General features: G+C 67.4%; 22 protein-coding genes and 1 pseudogene. 17 read left to right on the top strand and 6 right to left on the bottom strand.

Features of this window, described 5'->3' with window-relative positions; all coding sequences use genetic code 11:
• Positions 1–19 precede the first annotated feature (19 nt).
• Positions 20–502: a YajQ family cyclic di-GMP-binding protein gene (locus FA89_RS15720; RefSeq protein ID WP_036141993.1), complete on the bottom strand. Its 483-nt coding sequence runs from the start codon at positions 500–502 to the stop codon at positions 20–22.
• Between the two features lie 80 nt (positions 503–582).
• Here FA89_RS15720 and FA89_RS15715 point away from each other — a divergent pair, with 80 nt between their 5' ends.
• The 3 genes from FA89_RS15715 to FA89_RS15705 all read left to right on the top strand — a co-directional run bounded on the left by FA89_RS15715 (position 583) and on the right by FA89_RS15705 (position 3,073).
• On the top strand, positions 583–1,758 hold the full coding sequence (locus tag FA89_RS15715) for an NAD(P)/FAD-dependent oxidoreductase (RefSeq protein ID WP_036141990.1): 1,176 nt from the start codon (positions 583–585) through the stop codon (positions 1,756–1,758).
• A 12-nt stretch (positions 1,759–1,770) separates the two neighbouring features.
• On the top strand, positions 1,771–2,652 hold the full coding sequence (locus tag FA89_RS15710; RefSeq protein ID WP_036141987.1) for an NAD(P)-dependent oxidoreductase: 882 nt from the start codon (positions 1,771–1,773) through the stop codon (positions 2,650–2,652).
• Positions 2,653–2,791: 139 nt separating this feature from the next.
• Positions 2,792–3,073 carry a hypothetical protein gene (locus FA89_RS15705; protein WP_036141984.1) on the top strand — a complete coding sequence of 94 codons (282 nt, stop codon included), beginning with the start codon at positions 2,792–2,794 and terminating at the stop codon, positions 3,071–3,073.
• Between the two features lie 87 nt (positions 3,074–3,160).
• Here the strand turns inward: FA89_RS15705 and FA89_RS20320 are convergent, their stop codons facing one another.
• Both FA89_RS20320 and FA89_RS20315 read right to left on the bottom strand, forming a co-directional pair.
• Positions 3,161–3,613 (bottom strand): YaiI/YqxD family protein, encoded by a 453-nt coding sequence (locus FA89_RS20320; RefSeq protein ID WP_036141983.1) that lies wholly within the window; start codon positions 3,611–3,613, stop codon positions 3,161–3,163.
• Between the two features lie 2 nt (positions 3,614–3,615).
• The gene (locus FA89_RS20315) at positions 3,616–4,491 is read right to left on the bottom strand and encodes a PhzF family phenazine biosynthesis protein (RefSeq protein ID WP_036141980.1); all 876 of its coding nucleotides are present in this window, start codon (positions 4,489–4,491) and stop codon (positions 3,616–3,618) included.
• Between the two features lie 137 nt (positions 4,492–4,628).
• Between FA89_RS20315 and FA89_RS15690 the strand changes: the two genes are divergently transcribed.
• From FA89_RS15690 to FA89_RS15670, 5 genes and pseudogenes are all read left to right on the top strand, one after another.
• Positions 4,629–5,234, top strand: a complete 606-nt coding sequence (locus tag FA89_RS15690) for a rhomboid family intramembrane serine protease (RefSeq protein WP_036141978.1) — start codon at positions 4,629–4,631, stop codon at positions 5,232–5,234.
• 167 nt (positions 5,235–5,401) lie between these two features.
• Positions 5,402–6,088, top strand: a pseudogene (locus tag FA89_RS20695) (histone H1-like repetitive region-containing protein); the annotation flags it as partial.
• A gap of 174 nt (positions 6,089–6,262) precedes the next feature.
• Positions 6,263–6,682 (top strand): hypothetical protein, encoded by a 420-nt coding sequence (locus FA89_RS20690; RefSeq protein WP_036141976.1) that lies wholly within the window; start codon positions 6,263–6,265, stop codon positions 6,680–6,682.
• 111 nt (positions 6,683–6,793) lie between these two features.
• Positions 6,794–7,561, top strand: a complete 768-nt coding sequence (locus tag FA89_RS19870) for a hypothetical protein (RefSeq protein WP_185754410.1) — start codon at positions 6,794–6,796, stop codon at positions 7,559–7,561.
• Between the two features lie 37 nt (positions 7,562–7,598).
• Complete coding sequence (locus FA89_RS15670) at positions 7,599–9,962, top strand: DNA internalization-related competence protein ComEC/Rec2 (protein WP_081916669.1); 2,364 nt, start codon at positions 7,599–7,601, stop codon at positions 9,960–9,962.
• Positions 9,963–10,046: 84 nt separating this feature from the next.
• Here the strand turns inward: FA89_RS15670 and FA89_RS15665 are convergent, their stop codons facing one another.
• On the bottom strand, positions 10,047–10,679 hold the full coding sequence (locus FA89_RS15665; RefSeq protein ID WP_221174324.1) for a hypothetical protein: 633 nt from the start codon (positions 10,677–10,679) through the stop codon (positions 10,047–10,049).
• A 339-nt stretch (positions 10,680–11,018) separates the two neighbouring features.
• On the opposite strand from FA89_RS15665, the gene FA89_RS15660 reads away from it, so the two are divergent.
• The 6 genes from FA89_RS15660 (at position 11,019) to lpxK (ending at position 18,850) form a co-directional block, all read left to right on the top strand.
• Positions 11,019–11,348 (top strand): hypothetical protein, encoded by a 330-nt coding sequence (locus FA89_RS15660; RefSeq protein ID WP_036141969.1) that lies wholly within the window; start codon positions 11,019–11,021, stop codon positions 11,346–11,348.
• 253 nt (positions 11,349–11,601) lie between these two features.
• Positions 11,602–14,922, top strand: coding sequence for a GH92 family glycosyl hydrolase (locus FA89_RS15655; protein ID WP_051938861.1), 3,321 nt, complete (start codon positions 11,602–11,604; stop codon positions 14,920–14,922).
• Between the two features lie 81 nt (positions 14,923–15,003).
• Positions 15,004–15,663 (top strand): MotA/TolQ/ExbB proton channel family protein, encoded by a 660-nt coding sequence (locus FA89_RS15650; protein WP_036141965.1) that lies wholly within the window; start codon positions 15,004–15,006, stop codon positions 15,661–15,663.
• 3 nt (positions 15,664–15,666) lie between these two features.
• The gene (locus FA89_RS15645; protein WP_036141963.1) at positions 15,667–16,095 is read left to right on the top strand and encodes an ExbD/TolR family protein; all 429 of its coding nucleotides are present in this window, start codon (positions 15,667–15,669) and stop codon (positions 16,093–16,095) included.
• Positions 16,092–17,867, top strand: a complete 1,776-nt coding sequence (msbA, locus tag FA89_RS15640; protein WP_036141961.1) for a lipid A export permease/ATP-binding protein MsbA — start codon at positions 16,092–16,094, stop codon at positions 17,865–17,867. The genes FA89_RS15645 and msbA overlap by 4 nt, the downstream gene beginning before the upstream one ends.
• Positions 17,868–17,923: 56 nt before the next feature.
• Positions 17,924–18,850, top strand: coding sequence for a tetraacyldisaccharide 4'-kinase (gene lpxK, locus FA89_RS15635; RefSeq protein ID WP_343123038.1), 927 nt, complete (start codon positions 17,924–17,926; stop codon positions 18,848–18,850).
• A gap of 143 nt (positions 18,851–18,993) precedes the next feature.
• Here lpxK and FA89_RS15630 read toward each other — a convergent pair whose 3' ends face one another.
• Positions 18,994–19,443, bottom strand: coding sequence for a glycine zipper 2TM domain-containing protein (locus FA89_RS15630; protein ID WP_051938860.1), 450 nt, complete (start codon positions 19,441–19,443; stop codon positions 18,994–18,996).
• A 118-nt stretch (positions 19,444–19,561) separates the two neighbouring features.
• On the opposite strand from FA89_RS15630, the gene FA89_RS15625 reads away from it, so the two are divergent.
• Positions 19,562–21,001, top strand: a complete 1,440-nt coding sequence (locus FA89_RS15625) for a cryptochrome/photolyase family protein (RefSeq protein ID WP_036141956.1) — start codon at positions 19,562–19,564, stop codon at positions 20,999–21,001.
• Here the strand turns inward: FA89_RS15625 and FA89_RS15620 are convergent.
• On the bottom strand, positions 20,940–22,424 hold the full coding sequence (locus FA89_RS15620) for an MFS transporter (RefSeq protein ID WP_081916665.1): 1,485 nt from the start codon (positions 22,422–22,424) through the stop codon (positions 20,940–20,942). The two genes, FA89_RS15625 and FA89_RS15620, sit on opposite strands and share 62 nt — an antisense overlap.
• Before the next feature lie 102 nt (positions 22,425–22,526).
• Between FA89_RS15620 and ligA the strand changes: the two genes are divergently transcribed.
• Both ligA and epmA read left to right on the top strand, forming a co-directional pair.
• Positions 22,527–24,914 carry an NAD-dependent DNA ligase LigA gene (gene ligA, locus FA89_RS15615; RefSeq protein WP_036141955.1) on the top strand — a complete coding sequence of 796 codons (2,388 nt, stop codon included), beginning with the start codon at positions 22,527–22,529 and terminating at the stop codon, positions 24,912–24,914.
• Positions 24,911–25,864 carry an EF-P lysine aminoacylase EpmA gene (gene epmA / locus FA89_RS15610; protein WP_036141952.1) on the top strand — a complete coding sequence of 318 codons (954 nt, stop codon included), beginning with the start codon at positions 24,911–24,913 and terminating at the stop codon, positions 25,862–25,864. The genes ligA and epmA overlap by 4 nt, the downstream gene beginning before the upstream one ends.
• Positions 25,865–25,917: the final 53 nt, after the last annotated feature.

Raw genomic sequence — 25,917 nt, 5'->3', positions numbered from 1 at the left:
GCTCACACAACCCCCGCCATCAATCCCGAAAATTGTCGAACTGCAACGGCACTTCCACATCGGCCTTGCGCAGCAGCGCCATGGCCGCCTGCAAATCGTCGCGCTTCTTGCCGGTGACACGGATCTTCTCCGCGTTGATCTGCGCCTCGACCTTCAGCTTGGCTTCCTTGATCTTCGCGATGATCGTCTTGGCGACCTTCTGCTCGAGGCCCTGCTTGATGGTCACCTTCTGGCGCGCCTCGGCGAGGTTGGTCTCGACCTTGCCGACGTCCATGGCGCGTACGTCGATCTGGCGGGCGGAGAGACGGGCGCGGAGGATGTCCATCACCTGGCTGATCTGGAATTCGTTGTCGGCGCGCAGGGTCAGGACGTTTTCTTCCTGCTCGATCTTCGCGGAGGTGCCTTTCAGGTCGAAGCGGGTGGTGACCTCGCGGTTGGCCTGGTCCAGGGCGTTGACGAGTTCGTGCTTATCGACTTCCGAGATGATGTCGAAGGAGGGCATGGCGGGGTCCTTGTCGAAGGGGGCGATGCCCCAGTTTACGCGAGGGCGCTACCATGTGCGTTTGCACGACGGGAAGCACCATGGAATACGACGTCCTCGTCATCGGGGCGGGCGCGGCGGGACTGATGACGGCCATCGTCGCCGGTGGCCGTGGCCGGCGCGTGCTGGTGGTGGATCACGCCAATCGGGCGGGCAAGAAGATCCTGATGTCCGGCGGTGGGCGCTGCAATTTCACCAACACGGCTACCACGCCCGCCAACTTCCTCTCGGCCAACCCGCATTTCTGCAAGTCCGCACTGGCGCGCTATACGCCGTGGGATTTCATCGCGATGGTCGACCGGCATCGCATCGCCTGGCACGAGAAATCACCGGGACAGCTGTTCTGCGACGAGTCGTCCAAGCTGATCGTGCGCATGCTGCTGGACGAATGCGCGGCGGCGGGTGTACGCGTGGAGACCGGCTGCGGGGTGTCGCGCCTGCGCGCGGTGGAGGGCGGCTTCGCCTGTGACACGCCGCTGGGGGCGGTGCGCGCGGCATCGCTGGTGGTCGCCACCGGCGGCTTGTCCATCCCCAGCCTGGGCGCCACGGGTTTCGGCTACCAGGTGGCGAAGCAGTTCGGCCACCGGGTGCTGCCGGTGCGTGCGGGGCTGGTGCCGCTCACCCTCAGCGGCAAGCACCAGGAGCGTTTCGATGGCCTGGCCGGCGTGGCGCTGCCGGTGGAAGCGCGGGTGGGCGATGCCGCGTTCCGCGATGCGCTGCTGTTCACCCATCGGGGTCTGAGCGGTCCGGCGATCCTGCAGGTGTCCTCGTACTGGGAGCCGGGGGCAGACCTGCGCGTCGACCTGTTGCCCGGCATCGATGCGGCTGAGGCGCTGCGCCAGGGACAGGCCGAGCGCCCGGCGGCCGAACTGAAAACCGTGCTGGCGTCGTTGCTGCCGCGGCGCCTGGCGGAGCGGCTGTGCGAGATTGGGCTGCCCAACCGGCCCATGCGGCAATACCGCGCCGCCGAACTGAACGACATCGGCGCGCAACTGGCCGACTGGCCCGTCGTGGCCAGCGGCACGGAGGGCTATCGCACCGCCGAGGTCACGCTGGGCGGCGTGGATACCGACGAGGTCTCTTCGTCCACCATGATGTCGAAAAGACATCCAGGGCTGTATTTCGTAGGAGAGGTTCTCGACGTGACCGGCCATCTGGGCGGTTACAACTTCCAATGGGCCTGGGCCTGCGGCCATGCCGCCGGCCTGGCCGTCTGACAGGAGCGCGACATGCGTATCGGATTTATCGGCCTGGGTGCCATGGGCGCCGCCATGGCCGCCAACCTCGTCAAGGGTGGCCATGAGGTCACCGTATGGAACCGCTCGCCCGAGGCGGCCCGGACGCTGGCGGAGCAGGGCGCCCGCGTGGCATCCAAACCGGCGGAAGTGGCCGAGGGTGCCGACGTCATCCACGGCATGCTCGCCAACGATGCCGCCGTGCGCCAGGTGCTGTTCGACGGCGGTGTGCTGGATGCGTTGCCGCGCGGGGCCGTCCATGTGAACCATGCGACGATCTCGGTGGCGCTGGCGCGCGAGCTGGTGGATGCGCACGAGACGCGTGGCCTGGGCTTCGTGGCCGCCCCGGTGTTTGGCCGGCCGGAGGTTGCCGCCGCAGGCGGGCTGAACATCGTCGTGTCGGGCAAGCCCGAGGCCGTGGCCACCGTGCAGCCGCTGCTGGCGCTGCTGGCGGCGAAGGTCTGGCCGATGGGCGACGATCCGATCCGCGCGACCATCGTCAAGATCGGCGGCAACTTCATGATCGGCGCCGCCATCGAGAGCATGGCCGAGGCCACCGCGCTCACCCGCGCGCACGGCGTGAGCGCGGCCGACTTCCTGGATGTCATGTCCAACTCGCTGTTCGCCGCCCCGGTGTTCAAAAACTACGGTGGCCAGATCGCCCGCGACACCTACACCCCGGCCGGTTTCAAGCTCAGCCTGGGCTTCAAGGACGTGGGCCTGGCACGCTCGGCCGCGGAAGCGGAGCGGGTGCCGATGCCGCTGGCCAGCGTGCTGCACGACACCTTGCTCGAATCCCTGGCGCAGGGCGACGGCGACATCGACTGGGCCGGCATGGCCCGCGTGGCGGCGGCCCGCGCCCACCTCAAGGACTGAGCGGCGACCCGGCAAGTGGCGGCTGGCTGGTCAGACATGGAACGGCAGGCGCCGGGGAAGGGCGCCTTCACACTCTCCAGTCCGGTCGGTTCGCCACAATGTCTACCGCACGCTGTTGTGCAGTCCTGGGAACGAACTCATGTCGGCAACCTGGAAAACGGTTTACGAAGGCGATCACGAAGGCCGCTCGGTCTCGGTCAAGGAATCCAACGACCATACGTACAAGGTCCTGACGACGCAGAACTTCAAAGATGAAGGCACGGCGTACCAGGATGGCGAACGCTACGTGCACGTGTCGCCCGCCAGCCCCGGCGAGCAGGTGGAGAGTGAGGCCAACTCCCGCGACTCGCTGGAAGAAGCCCTGAAGGAACTCCATTTCTCCAGCGAGACGGTCAGCGCGATTCTCCAAAAGCTCCCGTAGAAGCGAATCAGGCATCCCGTAGGAGCGCACGATGTGCGCGAAACCAGACGTCCCGTAGGAGCGCACGCTTGTGCGCGATCCAGGCCTCTAGCCCTTCCCCCGCCGGGCAAGCCATGTATCCAGCTCATTGGCGAAGTTCTGCCGGTCGCGCGGATGCATGGCTGCCGGCCCGCCGGTGTTCACCCCCGCGCCGCGCAGTTCCTCCATGAAGTTCCGCATGGAGAGCCGTGCCGCGATGGTGTCGCGGGTGAACATCTCGCCACGCGGGTGCAGCGCAAGGGCATCCTTCTCGATGGCGAAGGCCGCCAGCGGAATGTCCTGCGTCACGACCAGATCGCCCGGCTGGACGCGGCGGACGATCTCGTCGTCGGCGACATCGAAGCCGCCGGGCACCTGGATAGACTGGACGAACTTCGACGGTGGCGTGTGGATCCACTGGTTGGCAACCAGGGTCACCATCACTTTTTCGCGTTCGGCCGCCCGGAACAGGATGTCCTTGATGACATTGGGGCAGGCGTCGGCATCGACCCAGATCTGCACGATCAGGCGTCCGTCCAGTCCACGTGACCGTCGATGATGGTGTTCGTGCGCCCGCCGACCCAGATGGCCTCCCCGTCGATGCGGATGATGAGGCGGGCGTCGTGGCCGATCTCCCGACCCTGGCTCACGATATAGCCCCGGGCGAGCTGGCCGGTCCGGTCGCGTTCCGCCACGTAGGCCGCAATCAACCCGTTGGCGGCGCCGGAGGCGGGGTCTTCCACGATGCCCACGCCGGCGGGAAAGGCACGCACCGCCAGTCCTTCGGTCGATCGGGCGAAGACGCACAACCCGAGCGTGTCCGTGGCCAGGGCCAGCGCCCGGATGGCCGCGTGGTCGGGGCGCCAGGCGCGCAGCGCCGTCTCGTCGGCGAACTCGGCGACCCACCAGCGGCGGCCGCCTTCGACACACGCTGGCGGCAGTGCGCCCGGCTGTATGCCGTAGAGCACGCTGGAGAGGGCTTCGCCGCCGTGCGAGGCATCGCCCACGATGCGTGCCTTGGGCGACTGCACGAACAGTTCGCGACCCGCGCCCTGGCCCTCGACGCGGATGGGCAGGACGCCCGCTCCGCATTCCTGCCAGATCACTCCGGCGGCATCCGGCGTCACCAGCCCGGCATCGAGGGCGGCGTGGGCGCTGCCGATCGTCGGATGTCCGGCGAAGGGGATTTCCTTCGTGGGCGTGAAGATACGCGCCCGGTAGTCGGCCCCGGCCGCGCGAGCGGGTAGCAGGAAGGTGGTCTCGACGAGGTTGGTCCAGTGGGCGAAGCGCTGCATCGCCGCGTCGGACCAGTCCTGTGCGTCGACGACGACACCGAGGGGATTACCACCGCCACGGCGGGCGGCGAAGACATCCAGCTGCTTGTAGCGAATCGAGGGCATGGGTGGAACCGGAGCGGCGGGGAAGGCCTGCATGATACCGGCCAGAGCGACGACGGGGCGGGGTACGATTCGACATCGGCGTCGGCACGCGCCAAGATGCGCGCTGGTTCGACCTGACGAAGGACGCGGTACCCCGCATGATCACGCTGCTCATCATCCTCGTGACCTGTGTGGTCTCGATCGTCGCCTTCCGTAACCAGCGCCTGCTGGACGATCTCATCCTCTGGCCGCCGGCCCTGTCGCGCAGCCGCGAGTACTACCGGCTGGTGACCTACGGCCTGGTCCATGGGGACATGGGCCACCTGTTCTTCAACATGTTCTCGCTGTACTTCGTCGGGCGTGGCATGGAACAGCTGTTCACCCAGGAGATGGGCCCGCTGGGCTTTGTCACCTTCTACATCGGCGCGCTGATCTTCTCGATCCTGCCGTCGTATATCGCCAACCGGCGCAACGCCGGTTACCGCAGCCTCGGTGCCTCGGGCGCGGTGTCGGCGATCCTGTTCGCCTTCATCCTGGTCCAGCCCTGGGCACGGATCATCGTATTCGTGGTGCCCATGCCGGCGATCCTGTACGCCGTGCTTTTCGTGGCCTATTCGGTCTACATGGACAAGCGTGGCGGCGACAACGTCAACCACAGCGCCCACCTGTGGGGAGCGGCCTACGGCGTCATCTTCACCGTGGCGCTGGAGCCGCGCATCCTGCCGTACTTTCTCCAGGCCCTGATGAATCCGCGCTTCTTCTGAGTGCGAACCTGAATTCTTCCCGCGCCGCGATGTGACTTCGGCCGACAGCTGTTACATCATGCAGTTGTCCGCGACGAACAGTTTTCTCCTTCCAGTCGTCCGGCACGTACGCGGGTCTCCCCGGTGGGGTAGTTCGCGTCGGCTTCTACCGCACGAGGAATGAACGCATGGCTACGATTCGAAAGTCCGCTGCGAAGACATCCGCGGCCAAGAAAAAGACGGCAGCGAAGAAAACCGCGGTCAGGAAGGCCGGTGCTGGCGCCGCTACCGGAAAGAACCCACGCACCGCCGCCACGCGGCCGGCTTCCAGGAAGGCCGCCCCCGCCCGATCGACCGGCAAGTCCACGGCCCGTAAGGCTTCGGCGAAGAAGGCCGCCGTGAAGAAGGCCGCGGGGACAAAAAGCGCCACGAGGAAGACGGCGGCGACGAAGCCCGCGGTGACGAAGACGGCTTCCAGGAAAGCCGTTGTCAAGAAGACAGCCGTCAAGAAAGCCGCCGTCAAGAAAGCGCCCGTGAAAAAGGCGGCTGTGAAGAAGACAGCCGCGAAGAAGACGGCTGTCAAGAAGACAGCGGTGAAAAAGGCGGCCGTGAAGAAAACAGCCGCGAAGAAGGCTGCTTCACGGAAGGTACCCGCGACGAAGGTTGCCGCCAGGAAGGGTGCTGCCGGAAAGGTCGCCACGAAGAAAACGGCAACGAAGAAAACCGCTACAAAGAAAACCGCCGTGACGAAAACCGTCGCCACGCGGGGCGTCGCCAGGAAAACGGCCGCCAGTAAGGCGCCGGAGCGCAAGCCGGCCGGTCGGAAGACGACGGTGGCAAGACCCGTTGCCAGCACGACGACAGGCAGGGGCACGACCACCCATACGGCATCGAAGCAGGCCTCGCCCGCGAAGACTGCGCCGACGAAGTCCACGACGACGTCCACGGTCAGCCGCAAGACGACGGCAACGCCCCCGCCGAGCCGGAACGTCCCCGCTGCGAAGACCCCGGCACGCACCGACGTCACAGACCGTTCCGCCGCGGCGCACGTGGTCGAGCACAAGCCCGTGCAGCGTGCGTCCGAAACGAAGGTGGCACGTCAGCCGGCACCGGTGGCTGCGAAGCCTCGCGCCGTCGTTGCCAAGCCGGGTCCGGCCGTGTCGAAACCGGGCCCGGTGGCCAATAAGCCGGAGCCGACGGTGTCGAAGCCTGCCTCTGCCGCGACCGACCACGAGCCGGTGCAGCACATCAGCCAGGAGGAAGCCGTTGCGCACATCCAGGCCCTGCTGGACGCCAAGCGCGAACGCGACCGGCAAGCGCCGACGTGGCCGACGGGTGATGCGGGACATGGCACGACGTCGTCCCCTTCGTCGGGCGACAATGGCCAGGCATCAACGGCGCCCTCGCCCGAGGCGACCCATGCCAGCACCGCTCACGAGCGTGGCGATCAGCAGAAAAGCAAGGACTGACACCCCGTCTGAATGAAGCCGAAGGGTCGCCATGTGCGGCCCTTCGTGTTTTCTCGCCGTTCAATCGCAAGGGTGCAGTGTCGGTATCGTCGATGACCGAGGGGAAGTGCCATGCGAACCGTGCGAGCCACCGTACTTGCCCTGGTCATCTGTGCGCCGCTTGCCGGCTGCTACTACGACCCTGGCTACGGTTACGTGCGTAGTGGAACGGGTGGCGATGCCTACTACGGACAGGAAACAACGACCACGATCGTCGATCCGGGCTACGGCTACTACGACAATGGCTACGGCTACGGTCCCGGCTGCTGTTACTCCGGTGTAACCGTCGGCGCCGTCTGGTACGACTACGGCGGTCGCCGTTACTACCGCGGACGCGATGGCAATTACTGGGATCGGTCGGGCCACCGAGGCCCGCCCCCGGGTCACGGCGGACCGCCCGGCGACCGTCCGGGCGGCTGGCAGGGGCATCGACCGGATCATGATCGTCCGGGTGGCGATCGTCCCGGTGGCTGGCAGGGTGGCCGCCCCGGCGGCGACCGCCCTGGTGGCTGGCAAGGGGGCGTCCCGGCGGCGATCACCCCGGTGGCTCGCAGGGCGGTCGCCCTGGCGGTGACCGTCCCGGTGGTTGGCAAGGCGGTCGTCCGTCCCGCGACCCCAACGGCCAGGGGCCAGGTAACCGCCCGAGCAACGGCAACCCCGACGCGCGACCGTCGCAGAACCGACGGGACACGAACGGGCCACGCCGCATCGATCGCGACCACGACTCGCGTTAGGCCGTCCGCAACGTCGGGCTGCCGCAAGGCACGCATCACTCAGGTCGGCACTCACATGATGAAGGCCAGCCTCCCGCGATACATGCGCGATCACGCGCAGCGCTGATGTTTTTGCAGCGAAAGCCCACAGAAGATCGTGGGCCATGTCTTTCGAATGGACGCCTAGGCTGCAGGCTGACTCGTATCGACTGGCCGCCTTGTCTCGGTATCCCCGTTTTTCCCTGGTTACCCTGGCCATAGCCGCGCTGCTCGGCTGCACGCTGGTACAAGCCGCACCGTGGCTGCCGTCATCGTCGCTGTGTCTCGCCGTCGTCATGGTGCTGCTCGTGGTGCTCATGCGCGTGCGAAACGATGTCGCTCGGCATGCCGTCACCGTGGCGATATTTGCCGCATGGGCCGCGCTGCACGGAGCGCGTGGTGTCATCGAGCGGTTGCCGCGCGAGAGCGAAGGGGAGGACGTCACCCTGGTGGGCCGCGTCGTCGATCTGCCCCGGCGCGTCGATGCCGACACGAGTTTTATCTTCGTGCCGGACGATGTCGATGACGACGCTGTCCTGCTGCGGGGCCGGGTGCGGCTGACGTGGTACCGGTCGGCATCCCCGCCGCGATCGTGCGAGCGCTGGCGGTTGCGGGTTCGCCTGCGCCGTCCTCGCGGGTCCATCAACCCTGGCGGCAGCGACGCCGAGCGTGTGGCCTTACAACGGGGCATCGTGGCGACCGGCTACGTCCGTCCATCGCGGGACAACCTCAAGATATCCGGCGGCGCATGCGTCGATGGATGGCGTTCCGCCATGGCCGACGCGCTGGACCGTCAACTGGGGGCGCGCCGCGCCCGCGTGATCAAGGCCTTGTCCGTGGGCGACACGCGTGGGCTCGATGCCGCCGACTGTGACATCGCACGCGCCACGGGCGTGTCCCACCTCATCGCGATCTCGGGGTTCCATGTGGGCGTTGCGGCCAGTGGTGGCGTGCTGCTCGTGCGCCTGATCTACGCCGGGTTCCCCTGGCTGGCGCTACGGCTTCCCCGGCCGGTGGTCCAGTCCATCGCCGGCCTGCTTGTCGCCACGGGCTATGGCCTGCTGGCGGGCATGGGCCTGCCGACGGTGCGCACCCTGCTGATGATTGCCGTCATGGCCGCTGCCCATTGCCTGCGTCGTGGCGTCCACGGCGTGACCATGCTCGCCCTTGCCCTGGTCGCCGTGCTGGTCGCGTCGCCGCTTTCGGTGCTCTCCGCAGGCTTCTGGCTGTCCTTCGCCGGCGTCGGTTTCCTGATGGCATGCGTCGCGCCGCGCGCCGAGGGCTGGCGCGGCTGGCTCGGCGAGCTGCTGCGCGCACAGGCGGCCATGAGTCTCCTTCTCCTGCCGATGTCCCTGTGGTGGTTCGGCAGTGCCTCGCTTGCCGGTTTCGTCGCGAACCTGGTGGCGGCGCCGCTGGTGAGCTTCCTTGTGGTGCCGCTGTGCCTGGCCGGCAGTGCGCTGCTGCCATGGCCGGTACTTGCCACGCCCTTGCTGGCGGCTGCAAGCGGACTGCTCGACGTCTTGTGGCGGGGACTTGCCCTGGTCGCGGCGTGGCCGGCCGCGCGACTGGGCGTGGCGGAAGCGGGTCTGGTTCCCGTCGTGCTCGCCACCTTCGGTGCGGCCTGGCTTTTCCTGCCGCGCGGCGTGCCACTGCGTGGCTATGGAAGTCTGCTCTGCCTGCCGCTGCTGATGCCGCCGAAGGCAGTCCCGACGCACGGTGCCTTTCACGCCTGGGTACTGGACGTGGGGCAGGGCCTGGCGGTGCTGGTGCGCACGCGCTCGCACACGCTGGTGTACGACACCGGACCGGCGTATGCGGGCGGCCGCGACGCTGGCGCGGGCGTCGTGTTGCCGTCCATCACGGCACTGGGGCTGGGCCCCGTGGATATGCTGGTCGTCAGCCACGGCGACCGTGACCATGCCGGCGGTGCCTCGTCGATCGCGGCACGTTATCCGCAGGCCCTGCGCCTGTCGGGTGAGCCAAGCCGCCTTGCCTTCCCGGCACAGCGCTGCACGGCGCAAACCTCGTGGTCGTGGGACGGCGTGGTGTTCCGCTTCATCGACGTGCCGCGCGAGCGTTCGGGAAAGACCCCTGGCAACGACCGCTCGTGCGTCCTCTCGATCGAAGGCGCAGGCGGCCGCTTCCTGCTGACCGGCGACATCAGCGAACGCGCCGAGCGCCGCGTGGACGAGGATGCATGGTTATCCGAGCTGCCCACGGTGAGCACCGTGGCCCACCACGGCAGCCGTCACTCGTCGGGTGCAGGTTGGCTGGCTGCCGTCGAGCCCGTTCTCGCCGTGGCCTCCGCGGGTTACCGCAACCGGTTCGGGCATCCGCACCCGACGGTGGTGCGTCGTTTCGAAGCGGCGGGTGCGCGGATGCTGGTGACGGCGGGTAGCGGGGCGGTGCGTATCGATTTTCCGCTGCGCGGCGGGCCGAGGGTGGCCCGCGAATGGCGACTGGGCGAACGCCGCTACTGGCGGGAATAGCGGCGTTAGAATCACGGGTTCAGATGACGAGATTCTTTGGTCGGTAAGCGCCAAGCTTGACCTGGGGTGGGATCACTATTCGGCTCATATCCACAGACCCTGGTGCTGAAACGAACCCCGTTCGGTTTGCAGCTCAATGGTGCCGTCGGGACGTTTCACATAGCGCGACAGTTCACCATCCAGGTATTTCTGCACCAGATGCCCACCCATGGCGTCACGGTCCGATTCGTTCAGATACCAAGGCAGCTTGTAGTCGCGTACATCGTTGCACAGGGAAATCAGCTTGACGGATGCATTGACCGTGCGATCCAGCCCCAGGTAGCTGATGCTCTCGTTGACGGCATCGCCATTGAGCGGTACGTGCCCGTGGAAAATACCGTTCTCGTCCCAGGCGCCGGTGTCTTCATCGTAGGTCCGGACAACCTGTCGATTGAAAGCATCCGCCAGCCGGGGTAACACGCCGTCGATATTGAGCTGATCCTCTACCCATGCTTTTTCTTCATGCGTCATGTCAGTGTCCACGACCTTGAGCCGTCCGTTGTCGTAGATCGCGTCGAAAGGCGTTTCCATCAGACCGGGCCTGAGCATCTGCATGCTTTGCAGCCTGGGTCGCAGCGTGTTGACGAAGTCGACGAAGCGGTCCTGCACGGCCTTTATGTTGGCCATTGCGGTCTCCATCGTGCGCGTCGAGTCGATCGGCGTGCTGAGTGAGTCCAAGCATTCCTTTGAGCAATCATGTGTACGCGATGGGCTGATTGGCGGAGAGGGGGTGATGGGTGCGATGTACCGAAGCGAATCGAGCGAAGCAGGCATGGTCATGGACGTACTCCGAGATACTGCTCACGACACACATGTTGAAAGTTGGCCTCACGCACCCTTGTGTCGGGCGAGGTGCTCGCCCTTACGACGGCTCCTGGAACATAGGTGATCGACCACCATTCCGGTCGGTTCGACGGGCGACGGGCCGTCACGGGGCCTACGATTCCTGGACCCCGGCAGACTCCGATATCGAGGCGAGCTCTCGCCATACCCTGGGAATCGGCAACGGCTACGGTCGTGGCCAGTGCGGTCCTGCGTTCGGAGCGCCCATCGCCATCGAAGGCCTCGAAAGTGACGGACACGCCGGGCGCGGGTGTCGTGCCATCGGCCTGGAAGACCATCGCCGTGACATCGAGCCATCGGGCCGCGTTCGCACCTCCCGGCATGCTGCCACTGCGCAGGCCCGGGGCGAGATGCGTGATGTTTTCGCGGCTGCCCGCGCTGGTGATGACGGCATGGGTGCTCGCCGATGCCATGGCGGTTGTGCATGCCATGGCCAGTGCGCATGCCATCGTCGACGTATTTCGCATGTCGTTTGCCCCGCTGATGAGTGAGGTCTCAAAGTAGGCGGAAACCTTGCGGCCATCTGTCGGCCACGCCCCCCGTGTGACTGAGTTCCGTCACTCGTTGCACGGGGTGTCCATGCGCTTTCGTCGTGGTCTCGCCCGCATCCGGCTCGGCCGAAACACAGCCCGGGTTGTTGCACCGCAGTTTGACTTTCGAAATTTAGAACGATTTAAATGGTGATTCCGCACTTCCAGGGGCAACGCGCGTGACGCGAACGAAACAGGGTTGGAGCAGGACGGCGTGGGTCGTCGGCATGATGGCGGCCGTGGCCGTTCCGGCGGGTGCCACGACGGCGGCACAGCGCTTCGACACCTCGTTCGAGCCCGGCGATCCCGCCCTGGTGACCCGGACTGCGGGTGGCCTGGACATCAGCCTGGTCGGCGGGCCGCCGGCCGAGGCGGTACTCACCGCCAAGGCCGATGTCGGCTTTACGGGCACGCATTCCCTGCGTTACGCCGGCAATTCCACGGGCGCGCCCAACGCCGCCCGCTTGTTCGATACCGATATCCGCGCGGGCGACGGCACAACGCTGTCCTGGCTGGTCTTTCCGCGGTCGAACAAGGACGACCTCGCCAATCCGGCGAACTATGTCGCGGTGGACCTGGTGTTCGACGACGGCTCGCGGCTGTCCACCACGGCGGCACGCGACCAGCATCGGGTGCGCGCGACCGCGAAGGGGCAGGGCGAAGGACGCGTGCTCTATCCCGACCAGTGGAACTACGTCAGCGTAGACCTGGGTGCGGTGGCGCGGGGACGTCGCGTCAAGGCGATCGAGTTGGTCGCCGATGCGCCGCCGGGCAAGGCCTTCGAGGGCTATGTGGACGACATCCGCATCGGCACCGTCACGCCGGTAAACAGCACGCACCCCACCGACTACGTGGACACGCGCCGCGGCTCGAACGCGAACGCCAATTTCTCGCGTGGCAACAACTTCCCGGCAGTGGCCCTGCCGCACGGGTTCAATTTCTGGACGCCCGTCACCAACGCCGGGTCCAACTGGCTCTACCAGTACCAGGAGCGCAACGGCCCCGACAACCGGCCGCGGATCGAGGCCTTCGCCCTGTCCCACGAGCCCAGCCCGTGGATGGGCGAGCGCCAGACCTTCCAGGTGATGCCGGCCCAGGCGACCACGGGTGCGCCGACGCTGAAGCGCGAGACGCGCGCCTTGTCCTTCGGTCACGACGCCGAGGTGGCCCACCCCGACTATTACCGGGTGCGTTTTGACAACGGCCTGACCACCGAGATCACGCCGACCGACCATGCCGCGATGTTCCGCTTCACCTTTACCGGCAAGCGATCGCAACTGGTGTTCGACAACCTCGACGAGAAGGCCGCGGTGACGCTCGACCCGGGCCATCGTGCCATCCAGGGCTGGTCGGACGTCCGCAGTGGCTTGTCCACGGGCGCCACGCGCCTGTTCTTCTACGCCGAGTTCGACCGGGACGTAGCCGAGAGCGGTCGGCTCACGGGCGAGAAGCGTGATGCCGCCTCCGCCTGGTTCGGCTTCGACACCGCGAAGAAGGGCGAGCGTACGGTCACGATGCGTATCGCCACCTCGCTGATCTCGGTCGACCAAGCCAAGGCCAACCTCGTGCAGGAAATCGCCACGACGGATACGTTCGACGGCGTGCGCGAGCGGGCCCGCAACGCGTGGGACGAGCGCCTGGGCATGATCCAGGTGGAAGGGGCGACGCCGGACGAGCGGACCATCCTCTACTCGAACCTCTATCGGCTGTTCCTCTACCCGAACCACGCCTACGAAAATACGGGTACAAAGGACCAGCCCGTCTGGCGCTACGCCAGTCCGTTCTCCGCCGCGGCGGGCGAGAACACCGCCACGCAGACCGGCGCGCGCGTGGTGGACGGCCAGCCCTACGTCAACAACGGCTTCTGGGACACCTACCGCACCGCCTGGCCGGCGTACGTGCTGCTGACGCCGACCGAGGCGGGCAGGATGATCGACGGCTTCGTGCAGCAGTACCGCGACGGTGGCTGGATCGCCCGCTGGTCGTCGCCCGGTTATGCCGACCTGATGGTGGGCACCAGCTCCGACGTGGCGTTCGCGGATGCGTGGCTGAAGGGCGTGCGCAACTTCGACGTCGCGTCGTTCTACCAGTCCGCCATACGCAACGCGTCCACCGTCAGCGACGTGAAGGGCGCGGGCCGCAAGGGCATCCAGCGTTCGTTGTTCAACGGTTACACCGACGACACGGTTAACGAGGGCCTGTCCTGGTCGATGGACGGCTACATCAACGATTTCGCCATCGGCAACCTCGCCGCGGCGCTGGCGAAGGACACCCGCTCGTCCGGCGGTTATGCCGCCTATGCGGACGATGCCGCCTGGTATCGCTCGCGGGCGCTGGGTTACGCGAACCTGTTCGATCCGGCGGTGGGCTTCTTCGTCGCACGCGATCCCGCCGGCAAGTGGCGCTGGAACGACAAGGACTTCAACCCGACGCGCTGGGGTGGCGACTACACCGAGACCAACGCCTGGAACATGGCTTTCCATGCGCCGCAGGATGGCGCCGGACTGGCCGCACTCTATGGCGGCCGCGCTGCGCTGGCCGCCAAGCTGGACCAGTTCTTCAGCACGCCCGGCACGTTCGATGTGGGCGATTACGGCGACGTGATCCACGAGATGCTGGAAGCGCGCGACGTGCGGATGGGCCAGTACGGCCACTCCAACCAGCCCTCGCACCACATCATCTGGATGTACGACGAGGCCGGCCAGCCGTGGAAGACCGAGGACAAGCTGCGCGATGCCGTGTCGCGGCTGTACGTGGGCAGCGAGATCGGCCAGGGCTATCCCGGCGACGAAGACAATGGCGAGATGTCGGCGTGGTGGCTGTTCGGTGCCGCGGGTTTCTATCCGCTGCGCATGGGCACGCCGGAGTACGTGGTCGGCGCGCCGCACTTCCCGCACATGACCATCCGCCTGGAAAATGGCGCGGCCATCGACATCCGCGCGCCGGGCGTCAGTGACACCAACCGCTACGTGCAGTCGCTCACGGTCAACGGCCAGCCATGGAACAGCGTGACGCTGCCGCACGAGCTGCTGGCCCGCGGCGCCACCCTGGACTTCACCATGGGCCCCAGCCCCTCCACGTGGGGTACGAGCGCCGACGCACTGCCGGCATCGATCAGCGCCGAAGGCAGCAAACCGGCGCCGCTGGTCGACCTGACCGCGTCGGGTGGCAAGGCCTTCGGGTCGGCGCCGGCGGGTGATCTGGCCAGGTTGTTCGACAACACCTCGGACACCACGGCCCATCTCGACGGCAAGGGGGCCAGCGTCGGCTGGCACTTCGATGCGCCGGTAACGGTGCGGATGCTGACGCTGACCTCCGCGGCCACGGCGGCGGACGCGTCGGGCTGGGTGCTGGAAGGTTCCAGCGACGGCAAGCATTACACCACCGTGGACCAGCGCCAGGGCCAGGCCTGGCCGTGGCGCCGGCAGACGCGGGCCTTCGCTGTATCGGCTCCCGGCGCCTATGCCTGGTACCGCCTGCGGCTGGTGGCCGCGAACCCGGGCGCGGGTATCGACCTGGGCGAGGTGGAGTTCCTCGGCCATCGGTGAGCGGACGGGCGGGGGCGTCCAGCCCCCGCCACGTGCCCTGCTATGATGTCGCCCTGACTCAAACGTACCTCCGGGGTTCACGTGCTCGAGATCCTTCTCGCTGGCGGCTGGGCATTGCTGCCGATCCTGATCTGCTCGCTGGTCGCCATGGCGATCGTGTTCGAACGCTTCTGGGCACTGCGCCGCGCGGCGGTACTGCCGCCAGGACTGGGCGACGAAGTGCGCCAGTGGGCGCGTTCCGCCCAGCTGGATGCCGGCCACCTCGCGGCGCTGGAGAAGGGCTCGCCCTTGGGTGAACTGTTCGCCGGCGCGCTGGCCGTGCGCGATCGCCCCCGCGAGATCATCAAGGAGCGGATCGAGGACAGCGGTCGCCATGTGGTCCATCGCATGGAGCGTTACCTCAACACGCTGGGCACCATCGCCCTCATCGGGCCGCTGCTGGGCCTGCTGGGCACGGTCATCGGCCTGATCCGCATGTTCATGGGCGTGATGGCCGGCGGCATCGGCGATCCCACGCGCATGGCCGGCGGCATCGGCGAGGCCCTGATCTGCACGGCGTTCGGCCTGATCGTCTCGATTCCGGCCTACGTGCTGCACCGTTATTTCCGCTCGAAGGTGGGTGGTTACGTGGTGCAGATGGAAAAGGAAGCCACCGCGTTGCTCGATGACCTCTCGGCGGCACGTCCCGCCGCGCGCCGTCGCCCTGCCGCGGCGGACACCGCCGCGCCGCAGGCCGGTTGATCCATGCGCATCGGCTCCCGTCGCGAGGACGACTTCGAGATCAACGTGATCTCGCTGATCGACGTCCTGCTCACCCTGCTGATGTTCTTCGTGCTCAGCACCACCTTCGTCCAGCACTCGCGGCTCAAGGTCGACCTGCCCAAGGCCGACGGCGAGGCGCGCGAGGGCACCGACAACGCACTCAACGTGGTCATCGACCGCGACGGGCACTACGCCGTGGGCAGCGATGAAGTGATGGGCGAGGGTATCGAGCCCCTGAAGACGGCCATCCAGCGCGCCGCCGGCGACGACCGCAACCGCCTGGTGGTGATCCGTGCCGACGCGATGACGCCCCACCAGAACGTGGTGCGCGCCATGGATGCGCTGGGCCAGGTCGGCTTCACGCGGTTGTCCATCGCCACCACGCCTTCCGAAGGAACGGCCAAGCCGTGAACGCTACCCGCACGTCGGTCTGGGATGCCCGGACCTGGCAGACCTACAAGCGCCTGCTCGGCTACACCCGGCGCTATCGCGCGGCGGGTATCGTCGCCATCGTCGGCATGGTCATCGATCCGGCCTGCCTGTCGTTGTTCACCAACCTGTTGCAGCCGCTGATCGACAACCTGTTCATCGCCCGCGACGCGCACACCATCTTCTGGATGCCCATCTGGATCATCGGCATCTTCGCGGTACGCGGTGTTGCCTCCTACTGCACCGACTACGGCATCGCCTATGTCGGTCGCAACGTGGTGCAGGCCATCCGCATCGACGTGTTCGCGGCGTACCTGCGCCTGCCGTCCACGTTCTTCGCCAAGGAGCCCTCGGGCCAGCAGATCTCGCGCATCACCTACACCAGCGAGCAGGTGGCGGCGGCATCTTCGGATTCGCTCAAGGTGGCCGTCACCGAGGGCCTGACCGTGGTCGGCCTGCTGTCGGTCATGCTCTACCAGAGCGCGTACCTGGCCATGGCCCTGCTGGTGCTGGTGCCGTGCGTCGTGGTGATCGTCACCGTGATCAGCCGCCGCTACCGCAAGATCAGCAAGCGCATCCAGGGCAACATGGGCACGGTGACCAGTGCCGTGGAAGAAGCCGTCGCGGCCAATCGCGAAGTGCGCATCTACGGCGGGCAGGCGCGCGAAGGCGACCGCTTCGCGTCCATCGCCGATCGCCAGCGCCGGCTCAACCTCAAGGTGTCGGCCACCAGTGCGGCGTCCAGCGCCACGATCCAGACCGTCGGCGCCATGGCGCTGGCCACGCTGGTGTTCCTGGGCACGCGGCCAGGTGTCATCGAGACCATCACACCCGGCGTGTTCACGGCGGTGCTCACGGCCATGGGCGGCATGCTGCCGTCGCTCAAGCGCCTGGCCGGCATCCAGTCCAACCTGCAGAAGGGCGTCAGCGCCGCGGAAGACCTGTTCGCCATCATCGACGAGCCGGCCGAAGTCGATAACGGCACCGAGCCCCTCGTGCGCACCCGCGGTGACCTTCGCTTCGAGAACGTCCGGCTGGTCTACGAGCGCAACAACCATATGGCGTTGCGTGGCGTCGACCTGGTCTGCGCCCCGGGTACCGTCACGGCGCTGGTGGGTCGCTCGGGCAGCGGCAAGTCCAGCCTGGTCAGCCTGTTGCCGCGCTTCTATGAGCCGACCGAGGGCCAAATCCTGCTCGACGGCCGCGACTACGCGCAGTACACGCTGGCTTCGCTGCGCCAGCAGATCGCCTGGGTCGGCCAGCACGTCGTGTTGTTCGACGACACGGTGGCCGCCAACATCGCCTATGGCGAAATGGCCGGCGCCTCCGAGGAAGACATCGTGGCCGCGGCGAAGGCGGCAAATGCCATGGAGTTCATCGAGCGCCTGCCCGAGGGCCTGCACACGCAGATCGGGCAGGGCGGCAATTCGCTGTCCGGCGGCCAGCGCCAGCGCATCGCCATCGCGCGCGCGATCCTGAAGAACGCGCCGATCCTCGTGCTGGACGAAGCCACCAGCGCGCTGGATACGGAATCCGAACGATTGATCCAGGACGCCTTGACCCGTCTCATGCGCGATCGCACCACACTGGTGATCGCGCATCGCCTGTCCACCATCGAGCACGCCGACCAGATCGCCGTGATGGAACAGGGCCGCATCATCGAACTGGGCACGCACCGGCAGCTGCTGGACAAGCAGGGCCAGTACGCCGCGCTGCACCGGATGCAGTTCCACGAGCAGCCGTCCGAGGGCTGACCGTGGCCCTTGGCGATTCCCTGCAGCGACGGTGGTACGGCGGTGGGTCACCTCCGTTGTGGACACGTCCGCTGGAAGCGCTGTACCGCGCCGTGGTGCGCCAGCGCGCGCGGCGCTTTCGCCGGGATCCCTCGGCCGTGGTCAGGCTGTCGGTGCCCGTGGTGGTGGTGGGCAACATCACCCTCGGTGGCACCGGCAAGACACCCCTGATCGTTGCGTTGGCCCACGCCATGCGCGAGCGCGGTTTCCGCCCGGGCATCGTCAGCCGAGGGTACGGTGGCAGTGAACGCGGCCCATGGCTGCTCGGCCGGGAGGATGCGCCGGCGAAGGTCGGCGACGAACCTGCGCTCATACGCCAGAGCGGCTTTCCCGTCGCCATCGGCCGCGAGCGCCCCGAAGCCGCGCAGTTGCTCATCGACGCGGGATGCGACCTGATCCTCGCCGACGACGGCTTGCAGCACCATCGGCTGGGCCGTGACGTGGAGATCTGCGTGATCGACGGTGAACGCCGTCTGGGCAACGGCCACCTGCTGCCCGCCGGCCCGCTGCGCGAGCCCGCCAGCCGGTTGGCGCGGGTGGATTTCATCGTGGTCAACGGTGATGCCGCGCAGCCTGGCGAAATCGCGATGAGCCTGCAAGGGGGCATCGCCGTCAACATGGCCGACCCGTCGCGTAGCGTGCCGCTGGCGGAATTCGCGGGGCGTCCCGCGCACGCGGTCGCCGGCATCGGTCACCCGGCGCGCTTCTTCGCCAGCTTGGCTGCGCAGGGGATCACGGTGGATGGGCATCCGTTCGCCGACCACCACGCGTTCACCCGTGACGACTTCACCTTCGCCGATGGTTGCCCGGTGTTGATGACGGATAAGGACGCGGTGAAGTGCCGGGATTTCGCTCGGGAGAACTGGTGGCGCGTGCCGGTGAGGGCGGTGTTGCCGGAGTCGTTTTACGATGCGGTGGCGGCGAGGGTGGCGGGTCGGTCTTGATATGAAAAAACCCCAGAGCGGATGGGATCCGGCTCTGGGGCTCTCGGTGTTGGCTTGGTGCATGGCGCCATGATGCTGGCATGGCGCAGGCCGGGATCGCGCACATCGTGCGCTCCTACGCCGGCGACGCAAGGTGGCGGGGATTATTGAACGCGGGAGACGTTGCCGTTTTCGTCGACGACCACGATGTCGCCTTCGCGGACGGCGCTGGCGTCCTTGACCTGGACATTGCTGTAGCCGCCGGCGCCCATCTTCAGGCGGAGGGTGTAGCTCTCGCTGCCGCCGCCCTTGCCGATGGCGTTGCCGGCGAAGCCGCCGCCGACGGCGCCGCCGACCGTGGCCAGCTTGCGGCCGTTGCCGCGACCGACCTGATTGCCGAGCACGCCGCCGGCGATGGCGCCGATGACGGCGCCGGCGGTGCCGTGGTCACGGCCCTGGACGACGTTGTGTTCGATGCTCTGCACCACGCCGCACTGGTCGCAGCGGACATAGATGCCGTCGCTGCGGGTTAGGGTGGCGGCCGACGCGGGAGCGACGACCGCCGTGGCGAGAAGGGCGGCCAAGGGGAGGCCGAGGACGGTCTTGATATGCATGGAGTCACTCCTTGATCGACGGCGGAAACAGGGGCCGTAGTGGCACCAGTCTAAGCATTGCTGCTGAACGGATGGCGAGCGCGATCCACGCGTCACGCAAACCTTGGATACTAGGGCGATGACTACCGCCCTCATGTGGTTCCGACGCGACCTCCGCCTTGCCGATAACCCGGCCCTGCTGGCGGCCCTGGAGGCGCACGACCAGGTCGTGCCGCTCTACATCCACGCGCCCGACGAGGAGGGCGAATGGGCGCCGGGTGCGGCCGGACGCTGGTGGCTGCACCATTCGCTGGTGGCGCTGGACGCCTCGCTGGGCAAGCATCGGGGCGCCCTGCAGATCGGTCACGGGCCGAGCCTCGATGCCCTGCGCACGGCGATCGAGGCGACCGGCGCGACGGCCGTCTACTTCAACCGGCTGTACGAACCGCGGGTGATCCGGCGGGACAAAGCCGTGCGCAAGGCCCTCGAAGCCGACGGCATCGACGTCGCCTCGTTCAACGCCTCGCTGTGGTGCGAGCCCTGGGAGGTCGCGACGAAGCAGGACGAACCCTACCGGGTGTTCACCCCCTTCTGGCGCAACCTGCGCACGCGCATCGACGCCGTGGCTGCCGTGGAGGCGCCGGCGTCGATGCATCTGGGCAAGCTGCCGCGGTCCGTCGCGCTGGACGACCTGGGCCTGCTGCCCACGCGCGACTGGGCCAGGGGCTTCGACGAGTGGACGCCCGGCGAGCAGGGCGCGCAGGACATGCTCCACCTCTTCGCGGACGATGCCGTCGGGCATTACGTCGAAGGGCGCGACCTGCCGGCACGCCACGGTACCTCGCGCCTGTCGCCGCACCTGCACTGGGGCGAGATATCGCCGCTGCAGATCGCGGCCGGCCTTCGTGCCCATGCGGCACGACACAAGAAAGCGCCGGACATCGAGCCCTACCTGCGCCAGCTGGGCTGGCGGGAATTCGCCCACCACCTGCTGTTCCATTTTCCGAAAACGCCCAGGGAAAACTTCAACCCGAAGTTCGACACCTTCCGCTGGGCCCCGCGCGACCCCCATGCATTGCGCCGCTGGAAGCGAGGCATGACCGGCATCCCCATCGTGGATGCGGGCATGCGCGAGCTGTGGGCCACGGGCTGGATGCACAACCGCGTGCGCATGCTGGTGGCCAGCCTGCTGACCAAGAACATGCGCCAGCACTGGGTGCTGGGGTCGAAGTGGTTCTGGGACACGCTGGTCGACGCCGACCTGGCCAACAACTCGCTGGGCTGGCAGTGGGTGGCCGGCAGCGGTGCGGACGCGGCGCCGTACTTCCGTATCTTCAACCCCGTGACCCAGTCGGAACGGTTCGACAAGGACGGCGCATACATCCGGCGCTGGGTGCCCGAACTTCGCGACGCGCCGGGCCGGCTGGTGCACGCGCCGTGGGAAGACGAGGCGTTCCTGAAGGCCTCCGGTTACCCGGGCCCCATGGTCGATCTCAAGGCCACGCGCGAGGGCGCGCTTACGGCGTACCAGGCGTCGCGGAGCGGTCGTGCGCCGTCCGCGGATCGTGCAGGCGACTGAAGATCCAGCTGGCCGCCAGCGTGATCAGGCCCAGCACGATCACGGCCCAGCGGAACGCCCAGACATAGCCCTGCGCGTTGTGCGAGCCGAGAAACGCCGCCATCAGCAACGACGCCAGGGCGATACCGAAGCTCATCGACAGGTATTGCGCGGTCGAGGCCATGGACGAGGCCTGCGACGCATAGCGGACGTCCAGGTCCACATAGGCCAGGGTGTTCATCGAGGTGTACTGCAGCGACATCACCGCACCGTAGACATACACGAAGACGATGATGATCCAGGGCGGCGTATCCGCCGAGAGCAGGGCGAACGAACACAGCACCGCGGACACGGCGAACGTGTTGCCCAGCAGCAGCCGCCGATAGCCGAAGCGGGTCAGCAGCCGGTTGATGAAGGGCTTGACCGTGATCGAACCGATGGCCTGCGGCACCATCATCATGCCGGCCACCAGCGGCGACCAGCCGCAGCCGATCTGCAGGAACAGCACCAGCAGCAGGTACATGCCCGACACGCCCAGCCGGGTGAACAGGTTGCCGGCCAGCGCGACCCACACGCTGCGCACTTTAAGCAACGAGAGATCGCTGACGGGAAACTCGGTGCGCCGGCTGTGCCGCACGTAAAGCACGGCGCTGGCCACCGCCGCCAACGCGTAGCCGGCCACCTCGAGCCCGTGCCCGCGGACGCCGGCCGTCTCCGCCGCCATCAGCAGCAGCGCGGACGCACCCGCGAACAGGATGAAACCGGTGGTGTCGAAACGATGGGGCTGCTCGAGCCGGTACTCGGGCATCTCGCGCCGGTTCAGCACCAGCCCGACGATACCCACCGGCACGTTGATCAGGAAGATCAGGCGCCAGTTGGTGAACTCCACCAGCGCGCCACCGATCAGCGGGCCGACGACGGAACCGAGCAGGCCGAACGTGGCCACGGTGGTCATGGCGCTGACGAACTGGCGGCGGTCGATGCTGCGTACCAGCACATAGCGTCCCACCGGCATCAGCGCCGCGCCGCCCAGGCCCTGGACGATGCGCGCGGCCACCAGTTGCGGCAGGCTCTGCGCCACGCCGCACAGTAGCGAGCCGATGGCGAACACGAGGATGGCACCGCCGAAGACCCGGCGCGTGCCGAAGCGATCGCACAGCCAGGGGCTCATCGGGATGAAGATGGCCAGCGTGAGTACGTAACTGGTGAGCGCCGTGCGCATGCTCAGCGGGGTCACCTGCAGTGCCTGCGAGATCGCCGGCACGGCGGTGTTGACGATGGTCGCGTCCAGCGCCTGCATGAAGAACGCGGCCGAGACTAGCCAGATCAGGCCGCGGTAGCGCGCCTTGCTGGAAGGCTCCGCCGGGGCGAGGGCCGGGCGGTCGGTGGGCAGAGCGTGGACGTCGGTGGACGCGGTACTGTCTATGACATCGTAAGGGGGCATGGTTTGGACGATTATAACCGATGCCTTGCTTGCTTTTGCGGCAGCTTCAGCCGACAGTTCAGGGTTGTGTCTGCCTCGCACCCGCCCTCACGGACCCTGCACATGCCGCAACCCACCGCCCCCGACACCGAAGCCGCGCGTGCCGCCGAACTGCGCCGCCGCATCGAGGACGCGAACTACCGCTACCACGTACTCGACGAGCCCGATCTGTCGGATGCCGAATACGACCGCATGATGCGCGAGCTGGAAGCCCTGGAAGCCGAGTACACGGACCTGGCCGCGCTCGACTCGCCCACGCGTCGCGTCGGTGCGCGTGCGCACGGTGGTTTCGCCGAGGTGACGCATGCGTTGCCCATGCTGTCGCTGGGTAACGCGTTCGAGCAGGACGGGGACGACGATCGCACGCGCTACCGCGAGGTGGCCGATTTCGAGCGCCGCATCGAGCAGACCCTGGGGCGTCGCCAGCCCGTGTTCTCGGTGGAGCCCAAGCTGGATGGCCTGGCCATCAGCCTGCGTTACGAAGAAGGCGTGTTCGTGCAGGGCGCCACGCGCGGCGACGGCGCGGTGGGTGAGGACGTCACGGCCAACCTGCGCACGGTCAAGGCCATTCCGCTGCGCCTGCGTGGCGAAGGCTGGCCGCGCCTGCTGGAAGTGCGTGGCGAGGTGATCATGCCGCGTGCCGGTTTCGAGGCCTTCAATGCGCGGGCGCGCGAAGCGGGCGAGAAGCCGCTGGCCAACCCGCGCAACGGCGCGGCGGGCTCGCTGCGCCAGCTCGATCCGGCGGTGACCGCCCGGCGCCCGCTCGCGTTCTTCGCCTATGCCATCGGCCGTGTCGATGGCGGCGAGCTGCCCGATACGCATTCGGCCACGCTGGCGAAACTGCGCGAATGGGGTTTTCCCGTGTCGCCGGAAGTGTCCACGGCAAAAGGCTTCGACGGGCTGATCGCCTATTTCCGAAAAATTGGCAACAAGCGCGATCACCTGCCGTACGACATCGACGGCGTGGTCTACAAGCTGGACGACTACGAAGGCCAGCGCGAGATGGGCTTCGTCTCGCGTGCGCCGCGCTGGGCCATCGCGCACAAGTACCCCGCGCAAGAGCAGATGACCACGGTGGAGGCGATCGAGATCCAGATCGGCCGTACCGGTGCGGCCACCCCCGTGGCACGCCTCACGCCCGTGCAGGTCGGCGGCGTCACCGTGACCAACGCCACGTTGCACAACGCCGACCAGGTGGCACGCCTGGACGTGCGCATCGGCGACACCGTGATCGTTCGCCGCGCGGGCGACGTGATTCCCGAGGTGGCCCGCGTGGTCGACGAGCGCCGGCCGGCGAACACGGTGGCGTGGAAGATGCCGGCCACCTGTCCGGTGTGCGGCTCCGAGTTGCTGCGGGAAGAGGGCGCGGCGGCGTTCCGCTGTTCGGGCGGGCTGGTCTGTGCCGCGCAGCGCAAGGAGGCGTTGATCCACTTTGCCTCGCGCCGCGCGATGGATATCGACGGCCTGGGCGATCGCTTCGTCGACGCCCTGGTCGAGTTCGACATGGTGAAGACGCCGGCCGACCTGTACGCGCTGACCATCGACGATTTCCTCCGGATGAAGACGCTCGCCGACGAGCGTGACGGATCGACGCCCGAGACGGTGAAGCAGGGCAAGGTGGCGACGAAGTGGGCCGACAACCTCGTTGCCGCCATCGAGAAGAGCAAGACCACGACGCTGCCGAGGTTCCTGTTCGGCCTGGGCATCATGCATATCGGCGAAAGCACGGCCAAGACGCTGGCGACCTGGCTCGGTTCGATCGAACACGTCCGCAAGGCTCCCGCACCGGTATTGCGCGTGTTGCCCGATATCGGCGACGAGGTGGCGACGTCGATCGAGGCCTTCTTCGGGCAGGATGGGAATAACGACGTGGTCGATGCGCTGCTCGGCTACATCACCTTCACCGACGAGGGCGAGCCGTCGCCGAAGCTGCGCGAGCGGCTGGGCCTCGACGTACTGCTGGATGCCGCCAAGGTGTCCAAGCTGGGCCCGAAAAGCACGGCCACGCTGGCCAGGCACTATGCCAACCTCGACGACATGATCAAGGCCGGCGAGCACCAGTGGATCGTGGCCGGCGTGCCGCAGGCCGCCGCGTCCAACCTCATGGCGTATCTCGGCGACAAGGCCAACGCCACCGCCATCCGTGCGCATGCCGCGGCCATGCAGGCGCTGGCCGCCGCGCTGCCGGCCAAGGCCGCCGCGGCGTTGCCGCTCGAAGGCATGACCTACGTGATCACCGGCACCATGGAAACGCTCAAGCGCGACGACGCCACCGAGCGTCTGGAACGTCTCGGCGCCAAGGTGGCCGGCTCGGTCTCGAAGAAGACCACCACCGTCTTCGCCGGTGAAGCCGCGGGTTCCAAACTGGACAAGGCAAAGGAGCTGGGCGTGCCGGTGGCGACGGAGGCCGACCTGATCGCGTTGCTCGCCAAGCATGGGGTGGCTCCGTGAGCGAACTGGCGGCACTGCGCCTGCGTGCGGACACCTATGCGCACATCCGTGCCTTCTTTGCCGAGCGCGGCGTGCTGGAGGTGGAAACACCCATCCTCTCGGCCGCGGGCAACACTGATCCGAACATCCGAAGCTTCACCACCCGGTTCAGCGGCCACGTGGATGCCGGCGCGCGCGAACGCTGGCTGCGCACCTCGCCCGAGTTCCCGCTGAAGCGGCTGCTGGCCGCCGGCGCGCCGGACATCTACGAACTGGGCCGCGTGTTCCGCGACGGCGAGGCAGGTGGGCGGCACAATCCCGAGTTCACCATGCTGGAGTGGTACCGCGTGGGCTGGGACGACACGCGGCTGGCGCGCGAGGTGATCGACCTGCTCCAGCGCGTGCTGGTGCACGCCGGCAAGACCGTCGATATCGTGGAGACGACCTACCGCAGCCTGTTCCACGATGCGTTGGGTATCGACCCGCTCGTGGACACGGTCGACGTGCTGCGGGGCGCGTTGCAAGGCACCACCGTGATCGACGGCGAAGGCCTGGAGCGCGACGACTGGCTCGACCTGCTACTGACCCACCGCCTGCAACCGGCGTTCCCGCGCGACCGGGTCACCGTGGTGCGCGATTTCCCGGCAAGCCAGTGCGCCCTGGCACGGATACGGCCGGGCGAACCGCCGGTGGCGGAACGCTTCGAGGTGTATATCGGGCCGTACGAGGTCGCCAACGGGTACCACGAACTCAACGACGCCGCCGAGCAACGTTCGCGCTTCGTGCGCGACAACGACAAGCGTCGCGCACGCGGCGATCGGGACGTGCCGCTCGACGAACCGCTGCTGGCGGTGCTGGATGCGATGCCCGCCTGCGCGGGCGTGGCGCTGGGCATCGAACGCCTGTTGATGGTGCTGGCCGGCACCGATGCGATCGCCGATGTGCTGGCGTTTCCGTTTGCGCATGCGTGAAATGCTAACTGTAGGAGCGCACGCACGTGCGCGATACGGCTACGCGTCGATCA

Source organism: Luteibacter sp. 9135 (assembly GCF_000745005.1).
Lineage (GTDB): Bacteria > Pseudomonadota > Gammaproteobacteria > Xanthomonadales > Rhodanobacteraceae > Luteibacter.
This window is presented reverse-complemented; position numbering and strand designations above follow the sequence as displayed.